This window comes from Saprospira grandis (genome assembly GCF_027594745.1).
Classification (GTDB): Bacteria; Bacteroidota; Bacteroidia; order Chitinophagales; family Saprospiraceae; genus Saprospira; species Saprospira grandis.
Genome location: NZ_CP110854.1, coordinates 718,279 through 744,073 on the forward strand (window position 1 = coordinate 718,279; position 25,795 = coordinate 744,073).

18 protein-coding genes are annotated in these 25,795 nt (G+C 46.2%); 5 read left to right on the forward strand and 13 right to left on the reverse strand.

The window, feature by feature from the left end; all coding sequences use genetic code 11:
• Positions 1–48 precede the first annotated feature (48 nt).
• The 3 genes from bamJ (OP864_RS02755) to OP864_RS02765 all read right to left on the reverse strand — a co-directional run bounded on the left by bamJ (OP864_RS02755) (position 49) and on the right by OP864_RS02765 (position 3,497).
• Complete coding sequence (bamJ, locus tag OP864_RS02755) at positions 49–1,014, reverse strand: BamJ family beta-barrel-assembly machinery protein (RefSeq protein WP_270099772.1); 966 nt, start codon at positions 1,012–1,014, stop codon at positions 49–51.
• Between the two features lie 19 nt (positions 1,015–1,033).
• A complete protein-coding gene (gene bamJ / locus OP864_RS02760) occupies positions 1,034–1,762 on the reverse strand; it encodes a BamJ family beta-barrel-assembly machinery protein (RefSeq protein WP_270099773.1) in 729 nt (242 codons plus the stop codon).
• A gap of 100 nt (positions 1,763–1,862) precedes the next feature.
• Positions 1,863–3,497, reverse strand: a complete 1,635-nt coding sequence (locus OP864_RS02765; protein WP_270099774.1) for an ABC-F family ATP-binding cassette domain-containing protein — start codon at positions 3,495–3,497, stop codon at positions 1,863–1,865.
• 248 nt (positions 3,498–3,745) lie between these two features.
• Here OP864_RS02765 and OP864_RS02770 point away from each other — a divergent pair, with 248 nt between their 5' ends.
• Positions 3,746–6,151 carry an MG2 domain-containing protein gene (locus OP864_RS02770; RefSeq protein WP_270099775.1) on the forward strand — a complete coding sequence of 802 codons (2,406 nt, stop codon included), beginning with the start codon at positions 3,746–3,748 and terminating at the stop codon, positions 6,149–6,151.
• A gap of 194 nt (positions 6,152–6,345) precedes the next feature.
• Here OP864_RS02770 and OP864_RS02775 read toward each other — a convergent pair whose 3' ends face one another.
• From OP864_RS02775 to OP864_RS02805, 7 genes are all read right to left on the reverse strand, one after another.
• Positions 6,346–7,575, reverse strand: a complete 1,230-nt coding sequence (locus OP864_RS02775) for a PepSY-associated TM helix domain-containing protein (protein WP_270099776.1) — start codon at positions 7,573–7,575, stop codon at positions 6,346–6,348.
• 120 nt (positions 7,576–7,695) lie between these two features.
• Complete coding sequence (locus OP864_RS02780) at positions 7,696–9,993, reverse strand: TonB-dependent receptor (protein ID WP_270099777.1); 2,298 nt, start codon at positions 9,991–9,993, stop codon at positions 7,696–7,698.
• A gap of 245 nt (positions 9,994–10,238) precedes the next feature.
• Positions 10,239–12,374: a S46 family peptidase gene (locus OP864_RS02785; protein ID WP_270099778.1), complete on the reverse strand. Its 2,136-nt coding sequence runs from the start codon at positions 12,372–12,374 to the stop codon at positions 10,239–10,241.
• Between the two features lie 206 nt (positions 12,375–12,580).
• A complete protein-coding gene (locus tag OP864_RS02790) occupies positions 12,581–14,071 on the reverse strand; it encodes a tetratricopeptide repeat protein (protein WP_270099779.1) in 1,491 nt (496 codons plus the stop codon).
• A gap of 188 nt (positions 14,072–14,259) precedes the next feature.
• Positions 14,260–15,006 (reverse strand): tRNA pseudouridine(55) synthase TruB, encoded by a 747-nt coding sequence (gene truB / locus OP864_RS02795; protein WP_349294432.1) that lies wholly within the window; start codon positions 15,004–15,006, stop codon positions 14,260–14,262.
• Between the two features lie 76 nt (positions 15,007–15,082).
• A complete protein-coding gene (gene tilS / locus OP864_RS02800; RefSeq protein WP_270099781.1) occupies positions 15,083–16,417 on the reverse strand; it encodes a tRNA lysidine(34) synthetase TilS in 1,335 nt (444 codons plus the stop codon).
• A gap of 260 nt (positions 16,418–16,677) precedes the next feature.
• Positions 16,678–17,943, reverse strand: a complete 1,266-nt coding sequence (locus tag OP864_RS02805) for a sigma-54-dependent transcriptional regulator (protein ID WP_270099782.1) — start codon at positions 17,941–17,943, stop codon at positions 16,678–16,680.
• 358 nt (positions 17,944–18,301) lie between these two features.
• Here OP864_RS02805 and OP864_RS02810 point away from each other — a divergent pair, with 358 nt between their 5' ends.
• From OP864_RS02810 to OP864_RS02820, 3 genes are read left to right on the forward strand one after another with little or no spacing between them, the layout of a single operon-like run.
• Positions 18,302–19,381, forward strand: a complete 1,080-nt coding sequence (locus OP864_RS02810) for a ParB/RepB/Spo0J family partition protein (RefSeq protein ID WP_015691158.1) — start codon at positions 18,302–18,304, stop codon at positions 19,379–19,381.
• Positions 19,371–19,982 (forward strand): DUF5683 domain-containing protein, encoded by a 612-nt coding sequence (locus tag OP864_RS02815; protein ID WP_270099783.1) that lies wholly within the window; start codon positions 19,371–19,373, stop codon positions 19,980–19,982. Before OP864_RS02810 ends, OP864_RS02815 begins: the two co-directional genes overlap by 11 nt.
• A gap of 13 nt (positions 19,983–19,995) precedes the next feature.
• The gene (locus OP864_RS02820; RefSeq protein WP_270099784.1) at positions 19,996–20,622 is read left to right on the forward strand and encodes a hypothetical protein; all 627 of its coding nucleotides are present in this window, start codon (positions 19,996–19,998) and stop codon (positions 20,620–20,622) included.
• A 58-nt stretch (positions 20,623–20,680) separates the two neighbouring features.
• Here the strand turns inward: OP864_RS02820 and OP864_RS02825 are convergent, their stop codons facing one another.
• Together OP864_RS02825 and OP864_RS02830 are read right to left on the reverse strand one after the other, a co-directional pair.
• The gene (locus OP864_RS02825) at positions 20,681–21,751 is read right to left on the reverse strand and encodes a coiled-coil domain-containing protein (RefSeq protein ID WP_270099785.1); all 1,071 of its coding nucleotides are present in this window, start codon (positions 21,749–21,751) and stop codon (positions 20,681–20,683) included.
• 190 nt (positions 21,752–21,941) lie between these two features.
• A complete protein-coding gene (locus OP864_RS02830; RefSeq protein ID WP_270099786.1) occupies positions 21,942–22,919 on the reverse strand; it encodes a coiled-coil domain-containing protein in 978 nt (325 codons plus the stop codon).
• Between the two features lie 150 nt (positions 22,920–23,069).
• On the opposite strand from OP864_RS02830, the gene OP864_RS02835 reads away from it, so the two are divergent.
• Positions 23,070–24,923: a DUF6798 domain-containing protein gene (locus OP864_RS02835; protein WP_270099787.1), complete on the forward strand. Its 1,854-nt coding sequence runs from the start codon at positions 23,070–23,072 to the stop codon at positions 24,921–24,923.
• A gap of 571 nt (positions 24,924–25,494) precedes the next feature.
• Here the strand turns inward: OP864_RS02835 and OP864_RS02840 are convergent.
• Positions 25,495–25,752: a hypothetical protein gene (locus OP864_RS02840; RefSeq protein ID WP_270099788.1), complete on the reverse strand. Its 258-nt coding sequence runs from the start codon at positions 25,750–25,752 to the stop codon at positions 25,495–25,497.
• Positions 25,753–25,795 lie beyond the last annotated feature (43 nt).

Here is a 25,795-nt window from a genome sequence, read left to right on the forward strand (position 1 = left end):
CTATATAGCTACAGAAGTACCTTTTAGTTACAAAAAATGGGAAGTCATCTACTTCACAATATCCAAAAGCTCAATTTCGAAGACCAAAATAGAGTTGGCGGGAATTTTTGGGCGGCCTTGAGGGCCATAAGCCAAGCCAGAGGGAATATACACTCTCCATTTGGCTCCAGTGCCCATCATGGGCAAAACCTCTTGCCAGCCCTTAATTACGCCCTGAATGGGAAACTCGGCGGGTTGGCCACGGTCCACAGAACTATCGAAGACAGAACCGTCCGTTAGCATTCCGTGGTAGTGCGTGCGCACCTTATCCGTAATGACGGGTTTGGGTCCTTTACCCTCTTTGAGCACTTCATACTGGATGCCAGAAGGCAAGCTGATGATCTTATCATTTTCCTTGGCATTTTTTTCAAAAAACGCTTTTTCCTGCGCCTTTACCTTTTGGGCCATTTCTGCCTGCATCTTTTGGTTGGCCGTGTTAATAATCTGCTGGGCATTTTCGCCAGTCATGCTAGGTGCGCCTTCAAAAACAGAGGCAAAGCCCTTATTGAAGCCTTCAAAATCAAAGCTATTGCCATCGAGCATCCCTTGCGATTTTACATTAAAGCCCACTAGAAAGCCCAACTCCGCCGAGAAATTTTCGGGGGCTTCGGGCATAGGGTTTCCAGATTGCTTGGCGGCGGCACAGCCTCCCATATACTGTTGGATTTTTGGACCAACTGTTTGCATTTGGAAGGGCTCCTCCCCTTTCATGGCAGCTTGAAAGTTTGTTGTAAACTCAACAACATTCAAGACATCGGCAGTAAGGCCTGGACCATTCATGAGTTCACTGGCGAGATTTACGCCAAAGGCCTCGCCCAAATTGCCAGTAAGAGCGGGGGCATCGGTAGCGGCTTTTTCTTCCATTTGCTCTAGGTTTTCGCCTAGTTCTGCCGCACCGGCTTTTTCTTTATCTTCTGTACAGCCAACAAGGCCCAAACCAGCTGCTAGAGCCAGTACTAAAAACTGTTTTTTCATTTTATTTAGGATTATTATTTTAGTTGATAGAAAGCAACTCAATTTCGAAAATCAGGATAGAATTAGGGGGAATATTGCCTACGGCCTGGCTACCATAGCCCAAAGCAGAAGGGATATACACCTTCCATTTAGAGCCTGTGGGCATCAGTTGTAGAATCTCCTGCCAGCCTTGGATCACGCCACCGACGGGAAAAGTAGCGGGTTGGCCGCGTTCTACAGAGCTATCGAAGACAGTTCCATTGGTAAGCATACCATGATAATGAGTAGTCACGCTACTTTCTGCAGTAGGTTTTTCGCCTTCGCCAGCTGTCAGGACTTCATATTGAATACCTGACTCTAGGGTAATAATATTCTTATTATTTTTGGCATTATCGGCTAGCCAAGTTTTTTCCTCGGCCAGTTTGGCTTCTGCCTGAGCGGCTTGTACAGCCTCCATGCGGGCCATAAAGCGTTCTTGAGCTTGGTCCATCATTTCGGGATCTAGTTCAGTTTCTAGAGCCTTCATGATCCCTGCGGCAATTTCTTCTGCAGACAAAGAGTCTTTGGGGATCCCTTGCATAGCAATACTAGCGCCCACCAAAAGGCCATAATTATAGCTAAGGCCCAGGCTGTCTACCTGTACCGTTTTTTGTTTTTTTCTACGCTTTTTCTTGCGTCTTTGGGCCGAGGCCTCGGGAGTCATGCTCAACATGATAAAAAGGAGCAAAAGAGCGGCGCCCCAAGAAGAGGCATTCATAGATAATTTCATATAAGATAGGATTGTAGAGATGGCCCTAAAGGCCATAAAACAGAAGGCTCGTCTGTCCAGAAAGGAGCAAAACGAGCCTTAGCATAGTGAAAGTTATGATTTAGGCCTTAACTTCTTGGCCATATAGTAGTGCCCGCTGCTCCTTAACGCTAGGATCGCGGAGATAATCATCATAAGGCATCAGCTTATCGATAATTCCGTTGGGGGTAATTTCAATAATTCTGTTGGCAATAGTTTGCACAAACTGATGATCTGAAGAGGTAAAGAAAATATAGCCGGGGAACTCCACCAAAGACTCGTTGAGCTTTGTGATTGATTCTAGATCAAGGTGAGAAGTGGGTTCATCCAAAACCAGGGCATTTCCCTCTTCTAGCATGAGGCGAGAGAGCAAACAGCGCACTTTTTCACCTCCAGAAAGGACCTTAGCTGACTTTTGGGTTTCTTCTCCAGAGAAGAGCATACGGCCAAGGAAGCCACGGATAAAGGTTTCGTCTTTTTCTTCAGAATACTGGCGCAACCAATCGACTAGATTGAGGTCTACATCAAAGTAGTGATTATTTTCGTTGGGCAAATAAGAAGGGGTTACGGTAACGCCCCAGTTAATGCTGCCTGAATCGGCTTGTACGTCCTGTTCTCCAGCCAAACACTCTAAGAACTTAGAGACGGCCAAGCTATTTTTAGACAAAAAGGCGATTTTTTGGTCTCTTTGAACGGTAAAGTTGACCTTATCAAAAAGGACCTCTCCGCCTAGGCTCATCTTAAGATCGCGCACCTCTAGGATTTGGTCTCCTACCTCACGGTTTTGCTTAAAGATAATACCGGGATAGCGGCGAGTAGAAGGCTTAATTTCGTCTAGATTAAGTTTCTCCAAAGCCTTTTTCCGAGAAGTGGCCTGTTTGGCCTTAGAGGCATTGGCTGAAAAGCGCTGGATAAACTCGGTGAGCTCCTTGCGTTTTTGCTCCGTCTTTTTATTCTTATCGGCCATTTGGCGAGCGGCCAACTGGCTAGACTCATACCAGAAAGTATAGTTACCCGTATGTAGATTGATTCGCATACGGTCTACATCGGCGATATGGGTACAAACGGCATCGAGGAAGTGACGGTCGTGAGAAACCACAATAACGGTATTTCTGAAATCAGCCAAGAAATCCTCTAGCCACATGATGGTTTCTGCATCCAAGTCGTTGGTGGGCTCATCGAGAATCAACACATCGGGATTACCATAAAGGGCTTGGGCCAAGAGCACCCGTACCTTTTGGCTGGTATTGAGCTCTTTCATGGGCTTATGGTGTAGTTCTTCGGCTACGCCCAAATTACTTAGGAGTTCGGCTGCATCGCTTTCTGCAGACCAGCCGCCCATTTCTTCAAAATCGGCGCTTAGTTCTCCGGCGCGCATACCGTCGGCCTCGCTAAAATCGGGCTTGAGGTAAATTTGGTCCAGCTCTACTTTGGTATCGTATAGCTTTTTGTGGCCCATCATGACCGTATCTAAAACGGCAAATTCGTCATAGGCGAAATGGTCCTGCTTAAGCACAGACATCCGTGTACCGGGTTCTAGAGAAATTTGCCCGGTGGTGGCATCTAGCTCTCCAGATAAAATTTTGAGGAAGGTTGATTTTCCGGCTCCATTGGCCCCAATAACGCCGTAGCAATTGCCGGTAGAAAAAACAACATTCACCTCATCAAAAAGGATGCGTTTGCCGAAACGCATAGAAAGATTGCTGACAGTTAGCATTTATGGTTGGTTTGTGGCGGTGTTCAAATGATTTCACTTAGTTGGCCGCAAAGTTACTGATTTATCATTGGATTTCCTGATATCCAATTGAATTTAGCAGTTTTAGGGGGGAAGTTGTTGTTTCTAAGGCTATTTAGCTCTGCTTAGTCCTGCTTATTGGTTCTTTTTAGGGCTAAAGCAGGAGCACCAAAAATAGCTAATGATCCATCTCTTAAGAGAGAACTTATTCCCTCATTTTAAACATAAGTATGCCTTTCCTATTCAAAAGACAGATTGAGACGAGTTTGCTTAGACTATTTGTTTGTCTATCCTTATTTGCTCCCCTTTACCATTTGCATGCACAAGCTCCATGGCAAAAACAGCTGAGGACGAAGGAAGAAAAACTTTCTAGCTTAGAATATATCTATGCCCAAACAGACAGGACAATTTACCGTCCTGGAGAAACTATTTGGTTTACGGCCTATTTATTTGGGGCTCAAAAAGGGCTAGCGCCTCCATCTCAATATATCTATGCTCAACTTATTGGTCCAGATGGGGCAGTAAAAGAAGAATTTCGTTTAGAGGTAATTAACAGAACCGCTAGAGGTTGTTTTCAGCTAGCTAAAACGGCAGTGATCGGGGGCTACCAACTTCAATTGTATAGCCAATGGCAAAAAAATTTTGGTACAGCCCTCTTCTTCAAAAAAGAGCTAAAAATAGAGTCTTTAGGTCCTTCATCAGAGCAAGCTATTGGCAGTCAAAGAAAAAAACAAAAGAAAATTCAACTGCAGTTTCACCCTGAAGGGGGCTACTTACTTGCAAACTGTGCTAACCGATTAGCAATAAAAACAGTAGATGAAAAAGGCCGTAGTGTAGCGATTAAAGCCGTCCTGCTTAACCAGAAAAAGGAGGTCCTAGCCCAATATGAAACTTATCATGCGGGAATTGGAAGCTTAGTGTTTAGCCCTCAGCAAAATGAAAATTATACGCTTAAGGTACTAAGCCCTATTGAAAAAGAATACCCCCTGCCTAAAATCAGAAATAAAGGGCTACATTTGAGCTGCTTAAAGCAAGAAAATCAAGTTTTAAGCATCAATGTTTTTAGTACTAAGCAAAGGCCTGTAGAACTACTTATAGAACAGGCTGAAGGGCTACTAATAAAGAAAAAGCTAGAACTAAAAAAGGGGAATCAACAATACCTGATTTCCTTGAAAGATGGCCAAAAAGGCTTAGCTCAATTAAGTCTGCGTAAAGTAAAAGGCCCTAAGCTCCTACAAAGGATATTTTTTCTTCAGCAAGAAGAGGTGCAGTATTTAGTCCATAAAAAGCTCGACTACAAAAAGGATAGTTCGCTTTTAAGGCTTCAACTAAAAGATGCCGATAACCGACCACTGCAAGCACAATTATCATTTGCTCTAACCATAGAGGAGGAAAAAAGGCCTCGAGATGAAGAACATCTTTTATCCTACAGCTTGCTATCTATACCTTTAAGTATTCCAATTGAGCAAGCTGGTTTTTATCTAAATAAGGCCAACCCAAAAGCAGATAGCGCTCTGGACAACTTACTGCTTAGCCAGAGCTGGGCAGCGCTGCATCCGCTTCAGCCTGCTCAAGCAAAGATTAAACTTAGTTATCCGGCAGAGGTAGGCGGACAATTAAGAGCCCTACTGTTTTGGCGCAAACTTCCGCTGGCCCACAAAAAAGTTGCTATTTATGATAGTAGTGGAACAAAAATCCTTCAAAAAATAAAAACAAATGCTCAAGGTGAAATCTATTGGGAAGAGGATGAATTTCAGGAAGACCTCATCGTAAAAATCAACCATTATGGCTACCGGCTTTCTAAAAAGATTTATTACCGTCCGCCCTGTCCTCCTTACAGTAAAACAATTACAAAAAACGCAGGCCTATCAAATCAACTAAGTGCAAAGGTTCTCGATTATAAAGGAGAGCCTATGTACTATCTGTTTATAGATCTCTGTAGAGAAAATGAATGCAAGACCATTCAAACTAGTTGGGATGGGACCTTTAAGCTAGATTCTTTAGTCCCAGGGCGCTATGATTTACACATTAGAGGAAGAGAGCATGAAGAGCTGTTCTTTAATAATATTTGCTTAGCTGCAGATGATAGCCTCCAACTAACAGTCTCCTATGAAGGCTTAGGGCTAGAATCTAAATCAGAAGTTAATTCAGGAGTGCTTATACATTATACGCCAGTCCCCTATACTAAAGCAGAAGTCGAGTCTTGTCCTCCAAACCTCAATGATCCGATTAGCTATAATGGTTTGATTAGAATGGAAGAAGGCATTGAAAGACGCCCAGCCTTCTTAGGAGAAGTTGGAGAAGCATCTAATTATGCGGCCTTCTACAGAGCACAAGGAAAAGCCTACTATTACGAAACGCATTCCAAACAGCGTGAATCTCAACCTTATTTGCGTTTTCGTATCCCATCTTCTGGATTAAAATGGCTTAATGCACAGCATGGGAGCCCTAATGTATTTCCTTCTCGTCCCTTTTATTCAGAAAACAATAAAACCATCCTTTGGCAAGCGAAAATTGAGACCAACGAACTAGGGCAGCTAGATATCCCTTACCCCAAAAGTCCAGAAAAGTATCGTTTAATCATAGAAGGTATCGGTAAAAATGGTGAGTTGATTTACTGGGAGCAGCAGCTTTAGCCAAACTTCCCCTAGTCCGCTTATAAGCAGCGAACGCTCATTTGGCTGAGGGATGGGAAGGGGGGCCGCAGGCCCGACCAAGGGCGGAACGAAGTGGAGCCCGCAGGGCCGAGCAGACCTGCGAGCCCGGGACAGCCCGACCCAAGCGAAGCGCAGGGGCAGCCCCAAAAAATAATCTCTATTAAAAAGCAGTTTTATTTGCAGTAATTAAGTTTACTACTTTTAGTTATCCATTCAATGGCGACAATGAGCAACAGACTAAGGCCAAAGAGGGGGAATAATAGGCCTAGTAAGGCAATCAGGCCATAAAGGAGGTAAGGTTTTTTGAAGTTGCGGTTTTGGCTGGGGAAGCCCCAATTGCCCTTGGTTTTTCTGTAGAGGTAACTGGCTAAGGCGAACAGGCTAGAAAAGAATAGAGAAATGCCCATAATTAGGACGAGTAGAAAGTTCCAATAGCCAAATTCGCCTTGATGAAAAGCCATCAGCCAGAGTCGGGTTTTCATTAGGGGGCCGATATCGGTCCAGCCGCCACGGTAGAGGACTTCTCCGCTGTAAGCATCTAGATGGAACATTACTTTTTTCTCCAAAGCTACTTGCTTATTGCTTAAACTGTATACTCCTTTGGCTGAATTAGGTAAGCCCAAGCTCAATTCTCCTTCAACCTGCAGTTGCTCTACAATTTGAATAACTTCATCAAGGGATAGGGCTGTAGTTTGAGGGGTTGATTGCCAAGAGCGGGCAGACCATTCTTTTGGGAAGCCTGTATTTGTTTTCTTTTGGATAAACTTAAAGGCGCCGCCCCAAACATCTGTCCATGGCAAGCCACCAAAGAGCAGCAAGAGAAGCGGGATGGCAAAAATGGCCGATAAATAGCTGTGTAGTCCTATTACTAATTGTCGTTTTCCCTTCCTCATATTCTTATACTGCTGCCAATTGGGCCAAAACAAATATAGGCCTGTAATGATTAAGACAATCATCCAGCAAGCCACTAGCTCCACGAGTTTGGTTCCATATCCTCCAAGCAATAATTCGCCATGCAGTTTTCGGACCTTATAGCTATCGGTTTCTTTCAAGGCATATTGATAGCTCAGTGTTCCTTGATAAGGGTTAATATATGCAAATGCTTTACCGCCAAAACGTCCATGAGAAAAAACGCTATATTGTTCATTAGACAAGCCTAGTTCAACAGTTTGCGGAAGCAATTCCCAGTCTTCTTTTAGCTGATCCCATTGCTCTTGCCAGCTCTTTTTTTCTGCCAACTGTTCTATCTGAGGGAGCTTTTGGGCCAATTGATCTTCTTCATAAGCATCTTTAAATAAATAAAGGACGCCTGTAAACGCTAAGAGCAGAATGACTGGCAGGCTAAATAGCCCTCCTATAAAATGCCAACGCCAAACCCAAGCAAACAACTGTCTGTTTTTCATGATATAAATGATATGGGGCCTGTATGCAAATTAGAGTCTAGCGATCTCATTATTGCTCAAGGCCCCAATGATAAAGAAAATAGAAATGATTTCGAGCCAGTTTATTAGCTGTACAAAAAACTACTTAAAGGTATAAGCTACCCCCAGTTGCAAGTAACGAGGTCGTCCTAAAGAGTAGCTCTCTCCCCATAGGCTCGAACTGGCTACTGTAGCGTAAAGCTCATTGCTTAGATTCATTAAATGGGCCCAAACTTCTAGATTCTTATGCTGATAACCCAATCTGAGGTTAAAGCAGTCAAAGCCATTGTATTCTTTGCTATTGGCTTGGTCCATATAGTACTTATTCAGCTGGCGCCATTCTAAACGCAAAGAGAGGCCCTTTACAAATGAAGGCTGATAGCTGAGCATACTATTCATGAAGAATTTAGGTGCTAAAGGCATATCGTTGCCAGAAAAATCGTTTCCTCGACTATCTTCAAAGTCTGTAAAACGATGAATAGAGTTAGTCGCTTGCACACTCAGGTTCAAATCCTTTAACAATTGAATGCGTAAACCATACTCTAGTCCATAATGTGCTGTTCCACCAGCATTTTGGCGGATAGTCGTGCCATCATCTTGTAAAACAGAGATAATTTCATTCTCGCCACTCATATAATAGGCGGATAATTCTATGCGAAGTCGGTTTTTCCAAATGCCCAAATAACTACCTAACTCATAGTTTTGATAGTAAACAGCATCTAACATAGGAATGCGCTGCCCTACGTATAGTGCAGATACCTGAGGTGGGACAAAGCCCTGTCCGTAGTTAAGGTAGATGCCCTTAGTTTTACTGAAGTTATAATTCAAGCCCAACTTAGGCGTTAAGCGATAAAAACTGTTGCTGCCATCTTCTACTGCAGTGTAGGCATTAGCGCCTAATTTATTGTCAAAAGAATAGTTGAAATAATCAAAGCGAAGCGCTGCAGTTAGCTTTAGCCCCTCAAAAAGGTCCATTTGATACTGCATATAAGCTGCGGTGTTCAAAAGATGAGCGGTATAATCGGCTAAGCTGCTGTCTGTAGTCGTATAGCTATTATACAATCCCTCTTCTGTCTTCTGAATTTGAATATATTGAGCCTCATAAGTATTAGGACTATAATCTAGTTGTCCGCCAACAATCAACTGAGCATTTTGCCAAGCCCAATTCTCCTGATGCTGCCCTAAGAGCCCCCAACTAATAAAACTATTATCATTGATTTGTCCATGTGCCAATAAGGGGTCTCCCTGCCCAGTCCAAGGTTTGTAATCATCGCTGACGCGATAAGAGGGATTTTGCTCAATCCCATTTTTCCGAAAGTAAGCAATGGCTTTGCTAAATGAATTGCTGTTCCACTGTCGTTTGGCATCTATTCTTGCCCGATAAGATTTTACCTTCCGATAAGTGAAGGTCTGATCTGAATCATAGGAACGACCAAAAAAAGCAGCGCTATCCAATGATCCTCGCATCTCTGAATGATAATCTAAGATAGAGAGCTTGGTCGATAAACTTGTTTTATCATCCAATTGATAATTTCCCCCAATATTTAAGGCCATTTTGTGAAAATCACTATGTGCTAATAATCCATTCCGCTGCTGAGCATAATAACCATTCAGTTGTAAGCCTAAGCGTTTGTTGAAACTAGTAGAAGCTTGCAAATCGGCTCTTGCATAGCCCATGCTACTACCTTGTATTCCCAATCTCGCCTGAGGTGTCAAGCTGCCTCTAGACGAAATGAAGTTGATGGCACCACCAATAGCCTCACTGCCATATAAACTAGATGCAGGTCCCCGAATTAACTCAATGCGCCCAACATCCGCCATGTTGATCTCCAAAAGTGCATTATGATTGAACACCCCAGAGGCCCGTATGGGTAAGCCATCTTCCATATATAAGTAAGACGCTCCATAGTCCACAGGTCTGCGAATACTCATGCTGTGCTGCTCATTACCCAAATCAACCATGTTCACGCCAGCCAACTGATTGACCAACTGGTCAATTGTTGTCGCCTTGGTTTGCTTTATATCTTGGGCCGATATACTACTAATGGCTACCGGAGATGTACTTCTACTCGCTACTGACCGACTCGCACTAACCAAGAGCTCATCTACCGCTAAAGCTTCTGCCGATAAAGAAATATGAAGATTTTCTGTTGCTAAAACAACTAAGGAGCTATAACCTAATAGCTGTATTTCTAAACTGTCCTTACCTACTTTTGCTGCAATCTCAAACTGTCCCAAATCATTAGTCTGCGAAAAGGCCAAACCATTTCGATTTGCAATTTGTACATAAGGTAATGGAGAAGCACTCTCGCTATCAATTACCTGACCTTTGATCATTGTTTGCCCCCAACTGCTGAGGCTAAGGCATAGAAATGCCATTAAGACAAATAAGTCTTTCATTTTCTAGAAGGGAATAAATAAGACCTAGAGCTCATGATCAAAGAAGTACTCCTCTAAGCCTATAGATGTTAATAAAATTAAAATTTATGCTGCAAAGCTAAGCGCTTCCCCGCTAAGGCAAATACTATAAATATGGTCAAGCATATCCCTTTTAAGGACTATATCCCGCTTTGGGGGATATGTATAAAAAAACCGCTAGCTCCTTTCAGAACTAGCGGCTTTCTATGATGTACTGTCTTTTCAGACTATTTGACCAATTTCATCTCGTCAATCAACCAGCTGGCCTGACCGTAGCGGTCAATGACCCAAAGCACATAGCGGATATCTACCGCAATGTTGCGACAGCGCGACTCATCAAACATGAAGTCGCTCATGGTGCTCTCCCAACTGCGGTCAAAGTTGATGCCCATCAGGCGTCCTTTGGCATCAATGACGGGGCTACCCGAGTTTCCTCCTGTGGTGTGATTGGAGGCCGTAAAACAAACCCAAAGCTCCCCATTCTGAGTATAAGGACCAAAATCTTTGGCCTCATAGAGCTCCATAAAACGCTCTGGCAAATCAAAATCAGGATGATCTTTCTGGTACTTTTGCATCACGCCCTCAATGGTGGTATAGGGCAAATAAGCCATGCCATCATGCGGGGCAGAACCCTCCAATTTACCGTAGGCAATGCGCAAGGTAGAGTTGGCATCGGACCAATGGCGCTGCTTGGGAAACATCGTCAAGGCGCCTTTTACATAGGTTTCCATGAGCTCCTCTTCCTGAGCCTGAAAAGCGCCATAGCTGGGCGCTACTTTCTGCAAGTAGTTGCTGTACAGACTAGCCGCCAACTGCAAAGCTGGGTCTTTGGCCAATTCAGCCGCCGTTTTGGCATCAAAGTTTTCCAAAATAGCCGCTACTTTATTTTCATGAAGCAACTTAGAGTCTGCAAAAATCGCCTTTCCAGTAGCCGCCCAAGCTTCTGCAAAATCATCGGGCAAAAGGCTGTTGTCCATATAATTGACATAGAGGGGCGTGAGTTGCTCATAAATTTTTTGGTCAATGCCCAAGTCGTAGTTCTTGAAAAAAGCGGTATTCGCCTCTTTCAAGCGAGCAATTTCTGCCTCTAGCTTACCCGCAGCCTCTAGTTCTTCGTAGCGGTTGGCTAGGTTATTAAAGCCGTAGCTAAAACGCAAAAATTCTGGCCCAACAAAGAAGTACTCAATAAATAAGGCTCTGGCAAATTCATATTTCTGATTCTCCTCCTGCAGTTTGGCCAAATCTTCTAGAACGGTCCCAAACTCTTCGGTCCATTCTTCCTTAATTTGCGTCCGAGTGTTGTACTTTTTCTCCCAATGTGCCTTTTTGTCCAAGGCCTTGAGATCACGCAAACCACCCAACTGACCAATCCATTTTTTCCAAGCATTGGCAATAGAGGCCTGCTTAGAAGCATACTTGATGCGAATTTCATCAGAATTGTTCATGGCGGGCTTGATGATGCCCAAACTGGTCTCTCTCATCTTGATTCTTGCAGGACGCTCCTGCTGCATGTAAAAGCCCAATTTGGCCGCCGAATAATGCTGGTCGGTACGGCCCGGAAAACCATAGACCATCGTGAAGTCTCCCTCTTTTTTGTCTTTCATGCTAATGGGCAAGAAATGAGCAGGCTTGTAAGGGCGGTTGGCCTCACTGTAGTCCGCTGGCGCATTATCCTCATCGGCATAAATCCGAAATACAGAAAAATCCCCCGTATGACGAGGCCATACCCAGTTGTCGGTATCCCCTCCATATTTTCCAATGGCCGAAGGAGGCGCCCCCACTAAACGAATGTCGTTGTAGTCTTGGGTAATCAACATATAATAGACGTTCCCCTTATGAAAAGGCTTAATTTTGGCCTTATAGCCTTTTTCTGCCGCCGCAGCCGCTTCCAAAGCCTTAATATTTGCCGAAACTTTTGCCGCCTTTTCTTCTTCGGTCATGGCCTCTGTGGTCCCTTTCAATACATCAAAAGTAACCTCGCGCATCTCTTTGACAAAGGTGACGTGCATCCAGGGACAAGCCAGTTCTTCCGAGCGGTTTTTGGCCCAAAATCCATGCTTTAGGTAGTCATTCTCTAAAGAAGAATGCTGCTGAATGGCATCAAATCCACAGTGGTGGTTGGTCAATAATAAGCCCTGATTAGAGACCAATTCTGCCGTACAGCCCCCATCAAACTGAACAATCGCATCCTTCAAACTCGATTTGTTGGTCGAGTAGATCTGCGAGGGCTTGAGCTTTAAGCCATAGGTCTTCATATCCGAGTAGAACATGTCTATCAAGGCCGGAATCCACATGCCCTCTCCCGCCCAACTCATGGGCATAAAGAGCAATAATGCTACTACAAATGCTAATAATTTTTTCATTAGTTATTTTTAAGTTAGATAATGTTTCTGCTCTTTTGGGGCTGCCCCGCCCTGCGGGCGGGTCGGGCTGTGTCGGGGCTCGCAGGTCTGCTCGGCCCTGCGCTTTTTCGCTACGCTCAAAAGCTGGGTCTGCGGCTGCGCCGCCCCCCTTACCATCCCTCAGCCTGCGGGCCTGACGGCCCTGTACACTGCATAATTCCAACAGACTAAAAGAATTGCTTTAGTAGTTGCCCAGCGGCTTCTCTAAATCTGCTGTTTTGGTCCTCTGACCAAGCCTTTAGCCGCTTTTCTTGGGCGGCTTCGGCTTTGGGACTTAAGGCAAAGTTGGCCAAAAACTGATAAAATTGATAGTCTTTGTTTTGCCCTAAGTTAAGGTCTTCTGTATACAATTGCGCAAAACGCTTAAGTTGCCCTCTAGCCTTGGCATATTGGTCCTGACGCAAATAAATGGCCGCCAAACCCTCTACGAGTTTGTAGTTGTCGGGAGCCGTTTGTAAGAGTTGGACCAATACTTTTTCACTCTTTTCATAGTCGTAGTTCTCAAAGTATAAGCGCGCTAGGGCAAAGAGTTCTTCAAATTCTGGCGCAATAGCCGTGGCCCGCTCATAATAAGGGGCCGCTTTATGGTACTTCTGCTCCGGTAAATAAGCAAAGCCCATCATTTTGTAGAGGTCCGCATCAAAGGCGTTAATGGCCTCAGCCTTGCCAAGGGCTTCCTCCGCCAAAGCGAGTTCGCCTTTCAAGATGTATAATAGGACCATCGATTTATGAATCAAAAAGGGATTTTCTGGCGCTGTTTTCAACATCTTTAGGTAATCTTGCTCTAGGGCCTTTAAGGCCGCTAGCTGCTCCCCCTTGGCCCTCAACTGAAAAGGCTTTTTTGCGCTAAACTGATCGAGCTCCATAAAAAAGACTTTATAAAATAAAGCCGTCAATTGGGCCGTCTTTAAGGCCAAGTTAATCCGCAAAACCTGCGGGTTTTCCCGCTGCGCCCGCTCCAAAAAACGAAGGTCCAACTCAAATTTAGCCAGCTCTTCTACCCCATTGTTCTCTCGCTCCGCTGGCAGTTGCTGCATGGCCCGATAGGTGGTAAACAATAAGGCCGTTACATAAATATTAGGGTCTCGAGGATCTAGCTGATAGGCCGTATCCAACTGCCGCTCGGCCTTCTCTAACTGAAAGGTCTGCAACTGATAGAGGGCCAATTGGGCTCTGGCCCGCGCTAATTTGGGCTGCCGCTGACAAAAGCCCTCCCATAAGGTGGGCAAACTCTCTAAGTTCCCTACGGTCAACATCATATAACTAATGTCTTCTAACACTTCTATGTTGGAAGGGTTGGCCTCATAGAGCTCTACCGCATAGTTGTAGGCCTTTTGCAAATAGGGAAAACCCTTCTCTGGCTGGCCCAAATCATAATAACTCTGATAGATGTCGATCAATAAATCTATGTCGTTCTCCAATTTAGGGTCCTCATAGGCCAAAAGCAATTCTTCTAAACTGCGCTCTGGGGCTACCGCCTCTGGCGGCAACTCTGGCTCTAACATAGAGCGGTTGTAACTCAGGATAATGCTGGCATTTACCTCCGGAAAAGCCGCCGCCTGCCGAATGGCCAGGCTGTCTCGCCCATCTCGCAAAAGTTGGGCAGCTAAACCATAGGGAAGCAAAAGAATGACAAATAAAAAAGCGGTTCTGATCATGATAGTTTGCTTTTTTTATGGGGAAATAAATAGCAGGTCCAGAGGAGCGCAGCGACTGGCTGAGGGATGGATAGCAGTGGCCGAAGGCCAGACCTAGGCGGCGAAGCCGCCGCAGGGCCGAGCAGACCTGCGAGCTGCGACAGAGCCCGACCCAAGGCCGTAGGCCGCAGGGGCAGCCCCAAAAAAAACTAATCCTGCTGCTGCTTACAGCTTTCAATATGCTCAATCAAAGCAGGCAAGGACCAAGCCGATTCTATGCTATACTCCCCAATTTTGGTCCGCCTAAGGGCCGTCAAATAGGCAGCATTATCTAGGGCACGGCCAAAATCATAGGCCAAAGAGCGAATATAAGTCCCCTTGCTGCAGGCCACCTCAAAATCAACCAAAGGCAGCTCGGTATGAGTCAGTTGAAAGTCAAAAATCTCGATGTTTCGGGCCTTGCGCTCTACTTCCTTGCCCTTTCTGGCCAATTTATAGAGGGCTTGTCCCTTAATCTTTACGGCCGAAAACATGGGCGGATATTGAGCAATAGGGCCCAAAAACTGCTGTCTGGCCTGCTCCAAAGCCGCCGCATCAATACCCGCAATAGATTGCTGCTCTGTCTCTTTAGATTCGGCATCATAAGAGGGCGTTGTGGCCCCCAACTTGAGCTGGCCCGTATAGGTTTTGGGCATGCCCTGCAAACCATCTATTTTCTTGGTATATTTTCCCGTGCAAATGAGCAACAAGCCCGTGGCCAAGGGGTCTAAGGTGCCGGCATGCCCCACCTTAATTTTCTTGACGCCCAAGCTGCGGCAAAGGGCATAGCGAATTTTATTGACCACATCAAAAGAGGTCCATTCCAATGGTTTATCGACTAAAAGGAGGGCGCCCGCCTGAAAATCGTAGGGCGCAGTTTGATTGAGTACTTCCAAGGTATTTATTTTGATTGTCATCGAACAAAGAAGGGCGGCCCAAAGCGCTGGCCCTAGCTGGGCAAAGCTAGGCTTTTTTGAGCAGTTTTGCTAGGGCCTAGGCCTTTTTGAGTAGTTCTAAGCAAAGGCGGTTTGGCCCATCGGCCTGCTTGAATTGCTGCCCCAAACGACGGCCCAAAACGGCCAAAATTGCTTTGTCTTTAGCCAAGACATACTGGGCCTCCCGCTCAAATTGACTCAGCCCCTCATCTTTATAATATTTGCTGAGCTTTTTGCTTTGCCCGCCCATACCCAAGGGCCGAAAACGGTCGCCGGCCTGCTGTTGGCGCAGAAAAAGTCCCTTAGTGAGCTGCTCAGGCAATAGGCCCTCCCCTTTTTGCGCCCAATAGAGCCCTAAAATTTGCCCATGGCCGAGGTCTAGCCGAATTTCTTGGCCCATTTCGGGAATCGGCAGGGCCAAAGTGGCCAAGGGGGGCTGCTCGGCGGGGCCCAAAACTAGGCCCCAGGCCATTTCTTGCAAGCGATAATTGGGCGCCAAATGCAGGCCGCCCGCCTGTTGCTGCCGCTTGCTCCAAATATTCTGAATCTGCTTGGGGGCAAAGCCCAAAGGCCGCAACCAATACTGTAAAAAAAGCGCGGGCTCCGAGCATTGGGCTAAATTTTCCCAGCTCAAACGGGCCAATTCCCCATTTTTTCCTGCGGCCAACAAACGCTGCCGATAAGCCTGCATCTCCTTTTGGATAAAGCGGTTTTCCTCTCGCAAAAGGCCAATATTTTGGGCCAAACGCTCCTTATAATTTGGATAGGCCCGCTCGATTTCGGGCAAAACCCGATGCCGCAAAAAATTCCGTTTATACTTGACCTCCTGATTAGATTGATCCTCTTTCCAGACTATATTTTGGGCCAAAGCATAGCTTTTCAGGGCCGATTTTGGGACAGATAAAAGCGGGCGGCAGAGCTTTCGCTGCTCATCTTTGGGCAAAATCCCCTGCATACTGCCTAGGCCGCCGCCTCTTAGCTGCTGCAAGAAAAAAGTCTCTAATAAATCATCTAAATGATGGGCGGTCAGGATGTATTTGGCCCCAACTTGCTGCCGAATTTCCTCAAAATACTGATAGCGCAGGCTCCTGGCCCGAGCTTGCAAATTGCCACCCTGCTGGGCCAATTCCTGGCCCAAATCATAGCTTTTAGTATAGAAAGGGATGCCCTTTTCTTGGGCCAATTGGGCCAAAAAATCGGCTTCTTCCTGAGCTGTTTCTCGCAGCTGGTAATTAAAATGCAGCCAAACTTGCGGCTGCTCCCAACTCATCAGCAAATGGGCCAAAACCATAGAATCTAGGCCCCCACTGATACCCAAAACAAGGCGGTCCACCCCTAGCTCAAAAAGTGAGTTGGCCAAAATTTCCTCCCGAAGGCGCTGGGCTAAAGACATAAACAAAAAGGCAGTTATAAGGTATTAGCTAATTGGATCTTTTTTTGGGGCTTCCCCGCCCTACGGGCGGGTCGGGCTGTGCAGTGGCTCGCAGGTCTGCTCGGCCCTGCGGCGCTTTCAGCGCCTGGGTCTGCGGCTTCGCCGCACCACTTTCCATCCCTAAGCCTTAGGCGCTGCGCGCCTTGGCGGCGGCTAAAGCCGCCTGTAGGAGCGATAAAAAAAGCTCTTTCCGTAGAGAAAGAGCTTTTTTGAGGGCCAAATTAGGCTTTAAACTTATGCCATTCGGCCTCTACCTCCTTTTGTAAACTTTGGAGGTCTTCATGTTCCTTAAACAACTGGCGGAGTGGGTGGAACTTATGCATAGAGGGCGCAACAAATTGCTCTACATCGGCTCTTTTGATGCTCTTTTCGCTCAAAATGATGAGTCGCTCAATCACATTGCGCAGCTCTCGGATATTTCCGGTCCAATCCATTTCTTGCAAAAGGGCCAGGGCATCGGTCTCCACCTTTTTGGCGGGGCGGCCATAATCTTGGCAGATGGCTTCTACAAAATGCTCCACCAATAAGGGAATATCTTCCTTGCGTTGGTTGAGAGAAGGGACCTGAATAATAATAACCGCCAAACGGTGGTATAAATCTTCACGGAAGCGGCCCGCATTAATTTCCTCTCGCAAATCTTTATTGGTAGCAGCCACTACTCTTACATCTACTTTGATCTCCTTATCGCCCCCTACTCGAGTGATGCGGTTTTCTTGTAGGGCACGGAGGACCTTAGCTTGGGCCGAGAGGCTCATATCGCCAATTTCGTCTAAGAAAAGGGTGCCACCATTGGCCTGTTCAAACTTTCCGATCCGTTGTTTTACGGCAGAAGTAAAGGCGCCTTTTTCGTGGCCAAACAACTCACTTTCGATGAGCTCGGAGGGAATAGCGGCACAATTGACCTCTACAATAGGTTTATCGGAGCGATTACTTTTTTCGTGCATCCATCGGGCCACTAGCTCTTTACCGGTTCCGTTTGGACCAGTAACCAAGACCCGGGCGTCGGTGGGAGCTACTCGGTCTATAGTTTCCTTAATGCGCTGCACGCCTTCCGACTCTCCAATAATTTCTTGGGTCTTACTCTTTTTGATTCTTCTTTTGAGGACCTTAGTTTCGCTCACCAAAGAAGATTTATCGAGGGCATTGCGGATCGTAATGAGCAGGCGGTTGAGATCTGGGGGCTTAGAAATATAGTCAAAAGCGCCTTTTTTGACGGTCTCCACGGCGGTATCGATATCGCCATGGCCTGAGATCATAATTACGGGTAGGTCGGGTTGGAGGATTTGGACTCTTTCGAGGACCTCCATACCGTCCATTTTGGGCATTTTAATATCGCAGATGACTGCATCATAGCCGCCTTTTTTGAGTTTGGAGAGGGCGTTAATGCCATCCTTGGCCTCATCTACTTTATAGTCTTCCATTTCTAGAATATCGCGCAATACATTGCGGATACTCTCTTCATCATCAATGATTAGTATTTTCACCATAGGGTTTGCTCTTTTTATAGGGGCTTAAGATAAAGATTATAGGTCATTTTTAAAATTGGGCGGCTGTTTTATTGAAGAAGAGAATTGGGCGCAGGGCTTTTAATTGGCCGAAGGCCAAACGGCCTAGCGATGCGGCGGGGTGGCCCGCAGGGCCAGACCGAGTTTTTGAGCGCAGCGAAAAAACGAAGGGCCGAGCAGACCTGCGAGCCCCAAAGCGTAGCGCCGCAAGGCGAAGCCGCAGCGGAGGCCCCAAAACAGCAGGCCTAGTATTCAAAAAAAAGGGAGGAGATGATTTTAGGCAAGTTCTCTAAAAAAAGCGTATTTTTGAGGCTTGAATTAGATGACATTATAACGTATCATGGCAAAAAAGCTAAATAGAGGACAGGGAGTTGGGGCCCTTTTTTCGAAAATCAATCCCAATATTGAGGTGAATAAAGAGGAATTGGTTCGGGAATTATCGAACACGGTGGCGGATATTCCCTTAGATCAGATCAGTTTCAATCCGGACAATCCTCGTTTAGAGTTTGATGAGGAGGCCTTATTGCAGTTATCGGAATCGATTAAGAAGCATGGGCTCATTCAGCCGATAACGGTAAGGCATTTGGGGGAGAATCAGTTTCAGCTCATATCTGGAGAGCGTCGGTTGCGGGCCTCTAAGCTGGCGGCTTTGGGTCAGGTGCCGGCCTATATTCGGGTGGCCAATGATGAGGCCATGTTAGAATTGGCATTGATTGAGAACATTCAGCGGCAGGACTTGAATGCGATAGAGATTGCGAGCACCTATCAGCGGATGATGGATGAGTTAAAATTGACGGAAGAGCAATTATCTAAGCGGGTCAATAAGAAGCGGAGCACGGTGAGTAATTATGTGCGTTTGCTTCGTTTGCCGGGTCAGATTCAGAATGCCATTAAGGCGCGGCAGATATCTATGGGCCATGCGCGGGCTTTGGCTGGATTGAATGAGGAGCAGCTACAGAGTATTTTGTTTGAGGCGACCATGGAGGAGAAATTATCGGTGCGGAAGGTAGAGCAATACAGCAAACTTTTGCAGAAGGGCAACTCATTGGACAAGGCGATCATGGGCTTAAAGTCGGGTTTAATTGCCTTGGGTCATTTGGCGGAATTGAGTCGTTTGGAGAAATTGGACGAGCAACTTTATTTATATAAAGAGATCATTCGTTCCAACTGGTCGGTAGAAGAGACTCGTCTTTGGCTCGACAAGCAATTGGCCAAAAAGGAGGGAGAAGCAGCGCCCAAAGAGGAGAAGAAAAAAGTGTTGCCTGCGGCCTATCAGAATTTGCAAGAGCGTTTAAAATCTCAGTTGGGGGCCAAGGTGCAGCTCAAGGCCAATGAGAAGGGCAAGGGGCAGATCATCATTAACTTTATGGACCCTGATGATTTGGAGCGAATATTAGAGCAACTCAACTATGAAGCATAATATTTTATTTGCTTTTCTACTGCTATTGTCCTGTCCTTTATGGGGGCAGGACAGTTTGCGTTTGGTCCCAGAGGATGGGCCAAGGGCGAAGGCAAAAGCGAGGCAACTGGACCCACAGAAAGCCTGGCGTTGGGCTTTACTACCGGGAGGCGGACAAATTTATAACCGTCGGTATTGGAAACTGCCTATTGTTTATGGGGGCATAGGGACCTTAGTGTATCTATCTATAGATAATCGCCAAAAATATCAGTGTTATCGGCAGTCCTATTTAGCGGTGGTAGACAGTGATCCGAATACGGTAAATACTTGTGATCCAAATTTGACCGATGCTCAATTAAAAATCTTGCGGGATGCATATCGTCAGCAGTACGAATATTCTGTAGCGGGATTGATAGGGTTTTATGGGCTAACGATACTAGATGCTTTTGTAGACGCTCACTTAAGTAGTTTTGATGTGAGTGACGACCTTAGTTTGCATTGGAATATTGGCGGGCGGCCGCATTATCAGGCTTTTTCGGGGCAGATGGGATATCATCCGGAGTTACGGCTTCAGTTACGTCCTCGGCGAGAGCAAAAAAAGCGGCCCATTCCTCATTTCTGATTATTGGTCATTTATGCACAAGCGGCTCTTTTTTATTTTTTTCTATTGTTTTCTTTCGCCTTTATCGGCTCAAAACTGGGGTTGGAGTAGTTATTTGGACCTCAACATTTACCAGAACTATCAGCAAGCGCAACTTTTGGGGCAAGAGGGGGCTTCGGCTGGGCAGTGGCTCAACCTCTTGCCTGCGGTAGGTTTGGGAGTATATCGGCGGGGGCATCATGGGCAGAGCTATCAGTTATTATTGGCTACAGAGTACCAGCCCTTTGCGATGAACAGCCAGGATTATGGGGGGTTGGGGAGTCTTTCTTTTCCTCTTTTATTTCGGGCCCAGCATCGGTTTAGCAAAAAAGAAATCGGGATGGGGGGCTTTATGAGTTTGGGTGCGGGGATACAATGGAGTCGGATTCATTTGTATGATCGGCCAGAAAGCCTGCGGCAATTGCCCAACCCTTATTTTTACAGCTGGGTAGTAGAGCTAGCTTTTGGTTTGGAGCAATTGGTCCAATTTGAGGCTACGCAAAAGCGGCGTTTTGCCTTCTTTTTTCGCTTTGGCAGTTCAGAATTGGGGGCCGAAACCCTAAACTTTGGTTTGCGTTTGGGCTTTGACAAGCCTTTTTCGGCTCCTTTTCGGCAATTTTAGGACAAAAAAAGGGAGCAGCTTTCGCTGCTCCCATTCACATTCCAATTAAAAAAATAGTCTACTTCCCTTTGCCCATATTTTTGGCTTGTTCCATAGCGATTTCGCGCATGGCCTTAAAGGAGTCGGCAGAAGAAGAATTTTCCAAAGCTTTGACGGCCAACTGTTGAGCTTGGCGTTGTGTATCCTCTAGTTGGGCATACAGCTTATGAATTTGGTCCTTTTGTTTATCCAAAGTACTATTCAAGTCATCAATAATATGTTGTAGCGCGTTGAGTTCGCCTTCTTGCTCGGTTTTGAGCATTTTCATTTTGACCTTATGGTCTCTTTCGACGATTCCCTTGGCTTCGGCTTCGGCTTTTTTGACCTCTTTGCGGAGTTTTTCTTCTAGCTCTTCAAAATCGGCCTTGTATTTTGCCCGTTCCTCTTCTTGTTCCTTTACTGATTTTTCTTCAGCGGCCCAAGCTTCTTCTTTTTGTTCCTGAATCGTTTGCAATTCGAGTTCAAGCTGATTGGATTTCTGCTTATAGTTATCGTCCTCGATTTTGCGTTCTTGCTTCAGTTGGTAGTCGTACTGTTCTTTATCGCGGCTACGTTCTTGTTCGGCCTCGCGTTGCATTTCGGCAATTTCTTCCGATTTGAGTTCTTGTTCTTTATCCCAGCTTCTTTGCTGTTCTTCTAGCTGCTCTTTATAGGCTTTTTCTTTGGCCTCAAATTCCTCTTCAAACTGCTTTTGGCTTGCTAGATATTCCTCAATAATTTTGAGCATGCTATCGGCATCCACCTCAATATCATAGAGTTTTTGGATCTCTTGGCCTTCTTCTTCCAGTTTGGTTTGAAGATTTTGGAGTTTTTCGGCTTCAATAGCTTGCAGGGCAGAATTATCGCTAAAAGCGGGAGCAATGCCTTGTTCTACAGCTTTGAGCGTAGCAATAATCCCTTCCAAGTTTTTGAGCTCAGCCGTTTTATAGACCACTTTTTCTTGGATCACGGTTTTTGTGCTGCTCGTTGTGCTTGGAGCGGGAGCTTTCTCTTTATTTTTGAGTTGTTTTTCCAAATCCTTGACCTTAGCCAAAGCCTCTTTATAGGCATTCATGATTTGGTTTTTGGTATTGCGCATGGATACGGCCATGATATATATAATTTAGAGTTGAAGACAAAAAGAAGATACAAAAGATAAAAGAAGAGATTTTAACTCCCCAAGCTCACAAAGAAAACAGAATCATCTGGCTAATGGAGTAAAATAGCGGCTGGCGCTGCACTCCCTTTGGGTTTGGGAGCTGGGGCGTTAAAAAATCCCTCTACATTTTTGGCCTAACTATTTAGGAGGCCTGTTTATTTTCTAGTGCTTTAATAGAAAGCGCCTGCATCTGAGCCACGGCTTCTTTGAGCTCGGCCTTGAGTTTTTCGATTTCAGATTTTTGGTTTTCTAAGCGGTTAGACAAACTCTCAATTTGGAGCTCGGCAATTTTGCGCTTGCTTTCCATTTCCTTTTCATAAAGTTCTTGGGCCTCTTTGGCATCTCGGTTGGCCTCTTTAAAGGATTTGTCTTTGGCTTTTTTGACCTCTTCTTCTAGTTCGGCCTCAAAACCATCCACTTTTTCTTTATGCTCCTTAAATTCTTCGGCTTTTTCTTCTAGCCATTTTAGGCGCTGACTCCAGTCTTTCTGCTTTTCTCTTTCTTCTTCATCTAGTTTGCGCAAAAGCTGCGTTTTTCGCATCTCAAAGGCATCTTTTTCTCGCAAGTAGCGGCGTTCGAGCTGATAGCGATACTCTTCCAATTCTTGCTCTCGCATTTTTTCCAATTGGGCCTTATTTTCCGCCTGCTCTTCCTGGAAATCGGCAATTTCTTGCTCCCAATCTGCTCTTTGCTCCTGCATTTCTTCCTGCAAAGCATCTAGGGCCTCCTGATGCTTTTCTTCCAACTCTTCGGCTCTTTGCTTTTGCTCCTGCTGAAGGATGAAAAGCGCATTGGCCGCAATTTTTGTTTGATAGCGGGCTTCTAGGTTTTTTTCTTGTACCTTGAGGGCCGTCCGCATTTTTTCTAGCTGCTCGACTTCAGCCAATACTCGCTCCCGAAGCGTTTCGGTGGTGCTCGCTACCTCCCATTGTAGGTCTGCAATTTTTTTGATGATCCCTTGAGGGCTGAGGCCTTCAGTTTCTTCCAAAAGGGCGGCTTCTCTTTCCAAACGAGCCGATTCTTCTTTGGTCAGAATCGCTTTTTGTTGGATTTCATACTGGGCCAATAACTGCTTAAAGGCCTTTTGGACTTCTTCTTTGGACTTCAAAGATTTGCTCATGCGTAATGTTTTGTAGAAGGATGATGAATGTGAACTAGATTGCAATCTCTGTTTGATTAAATACACTCTCTTTTACGCAGCTGAATCCATTTGGTTACAGAATTGACGCAAAAAATTTAAATTTTCTCAGAATTTAATCAAAATAATTAAATGCTTGCCGCTAAATGGGCTAACTCTCAGCTGTTTATCGCCTTTACGGCCCTTTTTACCACTATTTGGGGCTATCAGTTTGGACTTTGGGACCATCAGGAGCACCTTAGTTTGCTCTTTCGTCAGCTAAATCCCGACTTCCTCCCCTCCGATGCCTTTATCAATGCCAATGATTCGGGCTTTAATCCCAGAATCTATAGTAACTATTTAACTATTTTGCTGACAAAGCTTGTTGGCCTGCCTTTGGCCTTTTTTCTGCTTTGTTTTCTTTGCAATTGGGCCATCGGCCGAGCCGCCCAACAACTGGGGGACTTGCTGTTTAAAAATGAGCTTTCGGCCAATTTAGCCGCCCTCTTTTGCCTCTCTATTCCGACCTTAGGCCTAGGCTCTGTCTCCGAAATCCATGCGGTTTATCTCACCCCCAATAGTATGGCTTTTGCCCTGGTTTTGCTGGCACTTCCCCAACTCTGGCAACAAAAGTTTGTGCAGGCGGGCCTCTTTTTGGCCCTAGCTACCCTTATTCATCCTTTGGTGGGACCAGAATCGACGCTTTTGCTGGGCGGCCTCTATGCCCTCAGCCTGCCTTTTCGCCCCCGCCTTAACCGCAAGCAATGGAAAGCTTTAGCCTTGGGCGCTGGACTTTTTGGCTTGGCCGCCGCCCTGAGCCTTGGCCCCTACTTCCTTTCGGCCCAAGAACATATTAGCCAAGAAGAGTTCTATAATATATATGTGCACTTTAGAGCCCCCCACCATATTCTCCCTAGCCAGTTTTTGCTCCAAGAAGAGCCTAAAAACAGCTATTATTTGATCGGCTATTTGGCCTTGCTTTATTTGCCCAAAGGCCTGCTAAAGCTCCAAAAAATAGATCGCTTTTTTGTTTTGGGCCTGATCCTTAGCCTGCTGGCGCTGGCCTATATCGGCTATTATTTTGTAGAAGTCCAGCCCAGCAAATTGATGGCCACCGCCCAAGTTTATCGCATTCTCTACCTGGGCAAGTTTTTCTTTCTTTTGGGCTTGGCTGGAACCATTGGCCAAGTTCGACAAGGCAAACAACTCGAGCAAGTTTATGCCTGGGCCTTTTTGCTCAATAGTTTTTGTTGGACCAATGGGCTGCGCATCGCTTTGCTCTTTCTGCTCGCTCGCCTACGCAACCGCTTTTTCCCGCATTGGCGCTGGACCCTCGCCCTAGAGTTGCCCCTTTTGCTGGCCCTTACAGCTTATGGACTCTGGCAAACTTACCTAACCCTAGACTTTTCTGCCGAGGCTTATCTTTGGCTGATTTTTATACTTTTTGGTCCTATTTTCTACAGTCTGGCCCCAAAGAAAAAATGGCCCAGTTATCTATTTGCGGCCGCTAGCCTGAGCTTCCTTTTATTTTGGTCGCAAACTCCCCGAACCCCAGACATGTCGCCCCTACAGCAAGATATGAGCCGCCTGTATAGCCTGAGCGACCAAGCTTATTTTCAGCCAGCGCTCTATGAGGTTAGTCAATATATTAAGAAAGAAACGCCAAAAGATAGCCGCTTTTTGGTGCCCCCTATGCAGGCCGAAATCCGCTATTTGGGCCAGCGGGCTTTGGTGGTCGATTTTAAGGCGTTTCCTTTTAGCGGCCAAACAATGAAGGCCTGGCAAGAACGCATTTTTGAGGTGTATGGCTGGACCGATCAGCGGGGATTTGGAGCAGTCAATCAGGTTTTTGAGCCTTATTGGAAAACACGGCCCGATAGTATGCTCTTGCAACTGGGCAAAAAGTATGAGGCCCAATATGCCCTGCTTTATGCCGAAACAGAGACGCAGTTGCCAGTGGTCTTTAAGAATCAAGGTTTTCAGTTGGTTTTCTTGAAGGAGGATTAGGGGCTGCCCCTCCGCTTCGCTGCGGGTCGGGCTGTCTCGCAGCTCGCTGTTCGCTCGGCCCTGCGCCGCCTGCGGCGGCTGGCTCTGGCCCTTCGGGCCACTGCTGCCCATCCCTCAGCCAGATTTAATCGCGCTGCTTTGGTCGTAGTTTGCTATGAATTTTTGGCTAGGCTAGCTATTTTTTAAGGGCATAGCCTTCGCTATGGCCGAGAAAAATAGGGCCGACTAGCGGGAAATTGCTGCAAACTATAAAAGTGAGTGCGTTTAAATTTGGCTATTGCCTGCGGGCCTTCGGCCCTGTAGAACCGTATAGTTGGTATTCGTCGCTACGCTCCTCATTTGTTGTTATGTCCCCCCCCCACCCACCCCTCTGCGAGATTCCTTAAGGAATCTCTTGGGGAGGCTGGCCCAACTCCCCCATCAGCCGAAGGCTGATTGTTATAGACTGAGGAGCGAAGCGAGGAAGGCCATGCTGGGCGCTTTGGCCCCCAAGGCCAAAGGAGCCCAGCCCCCAGGCGGGGGCGGCGAAAGGAAAAACCCAAAACTGAAATGAAATATTTTGAGGGCCTATTTAGAAAAGCGCAAAAAAGAAGGTGGCCGCCGCCCACCGCCGGCCGGGCGCGCTTGGCGCGAGCCGGCGAAGCTTGAAGCCGCAAAGCGGCTTGTAGCTGAGCCGCAGGGCAGACCGGCCTAGGGGCCTGTAGGGGTGGCCGAAGGCCAGACCGAGCTTTTGAGCAAAGCGAAAAAGCGATGGGCCGAGCAGAACTGCGAGCCCCAAAAGGGCCCGGCCGCCAAAGGCGGCAGGCCCCAAAAAAGAAAGTTTAAACAAACGTTTAGGCTATTTCTGGATAAAAGCAGACATTACTTTTTGC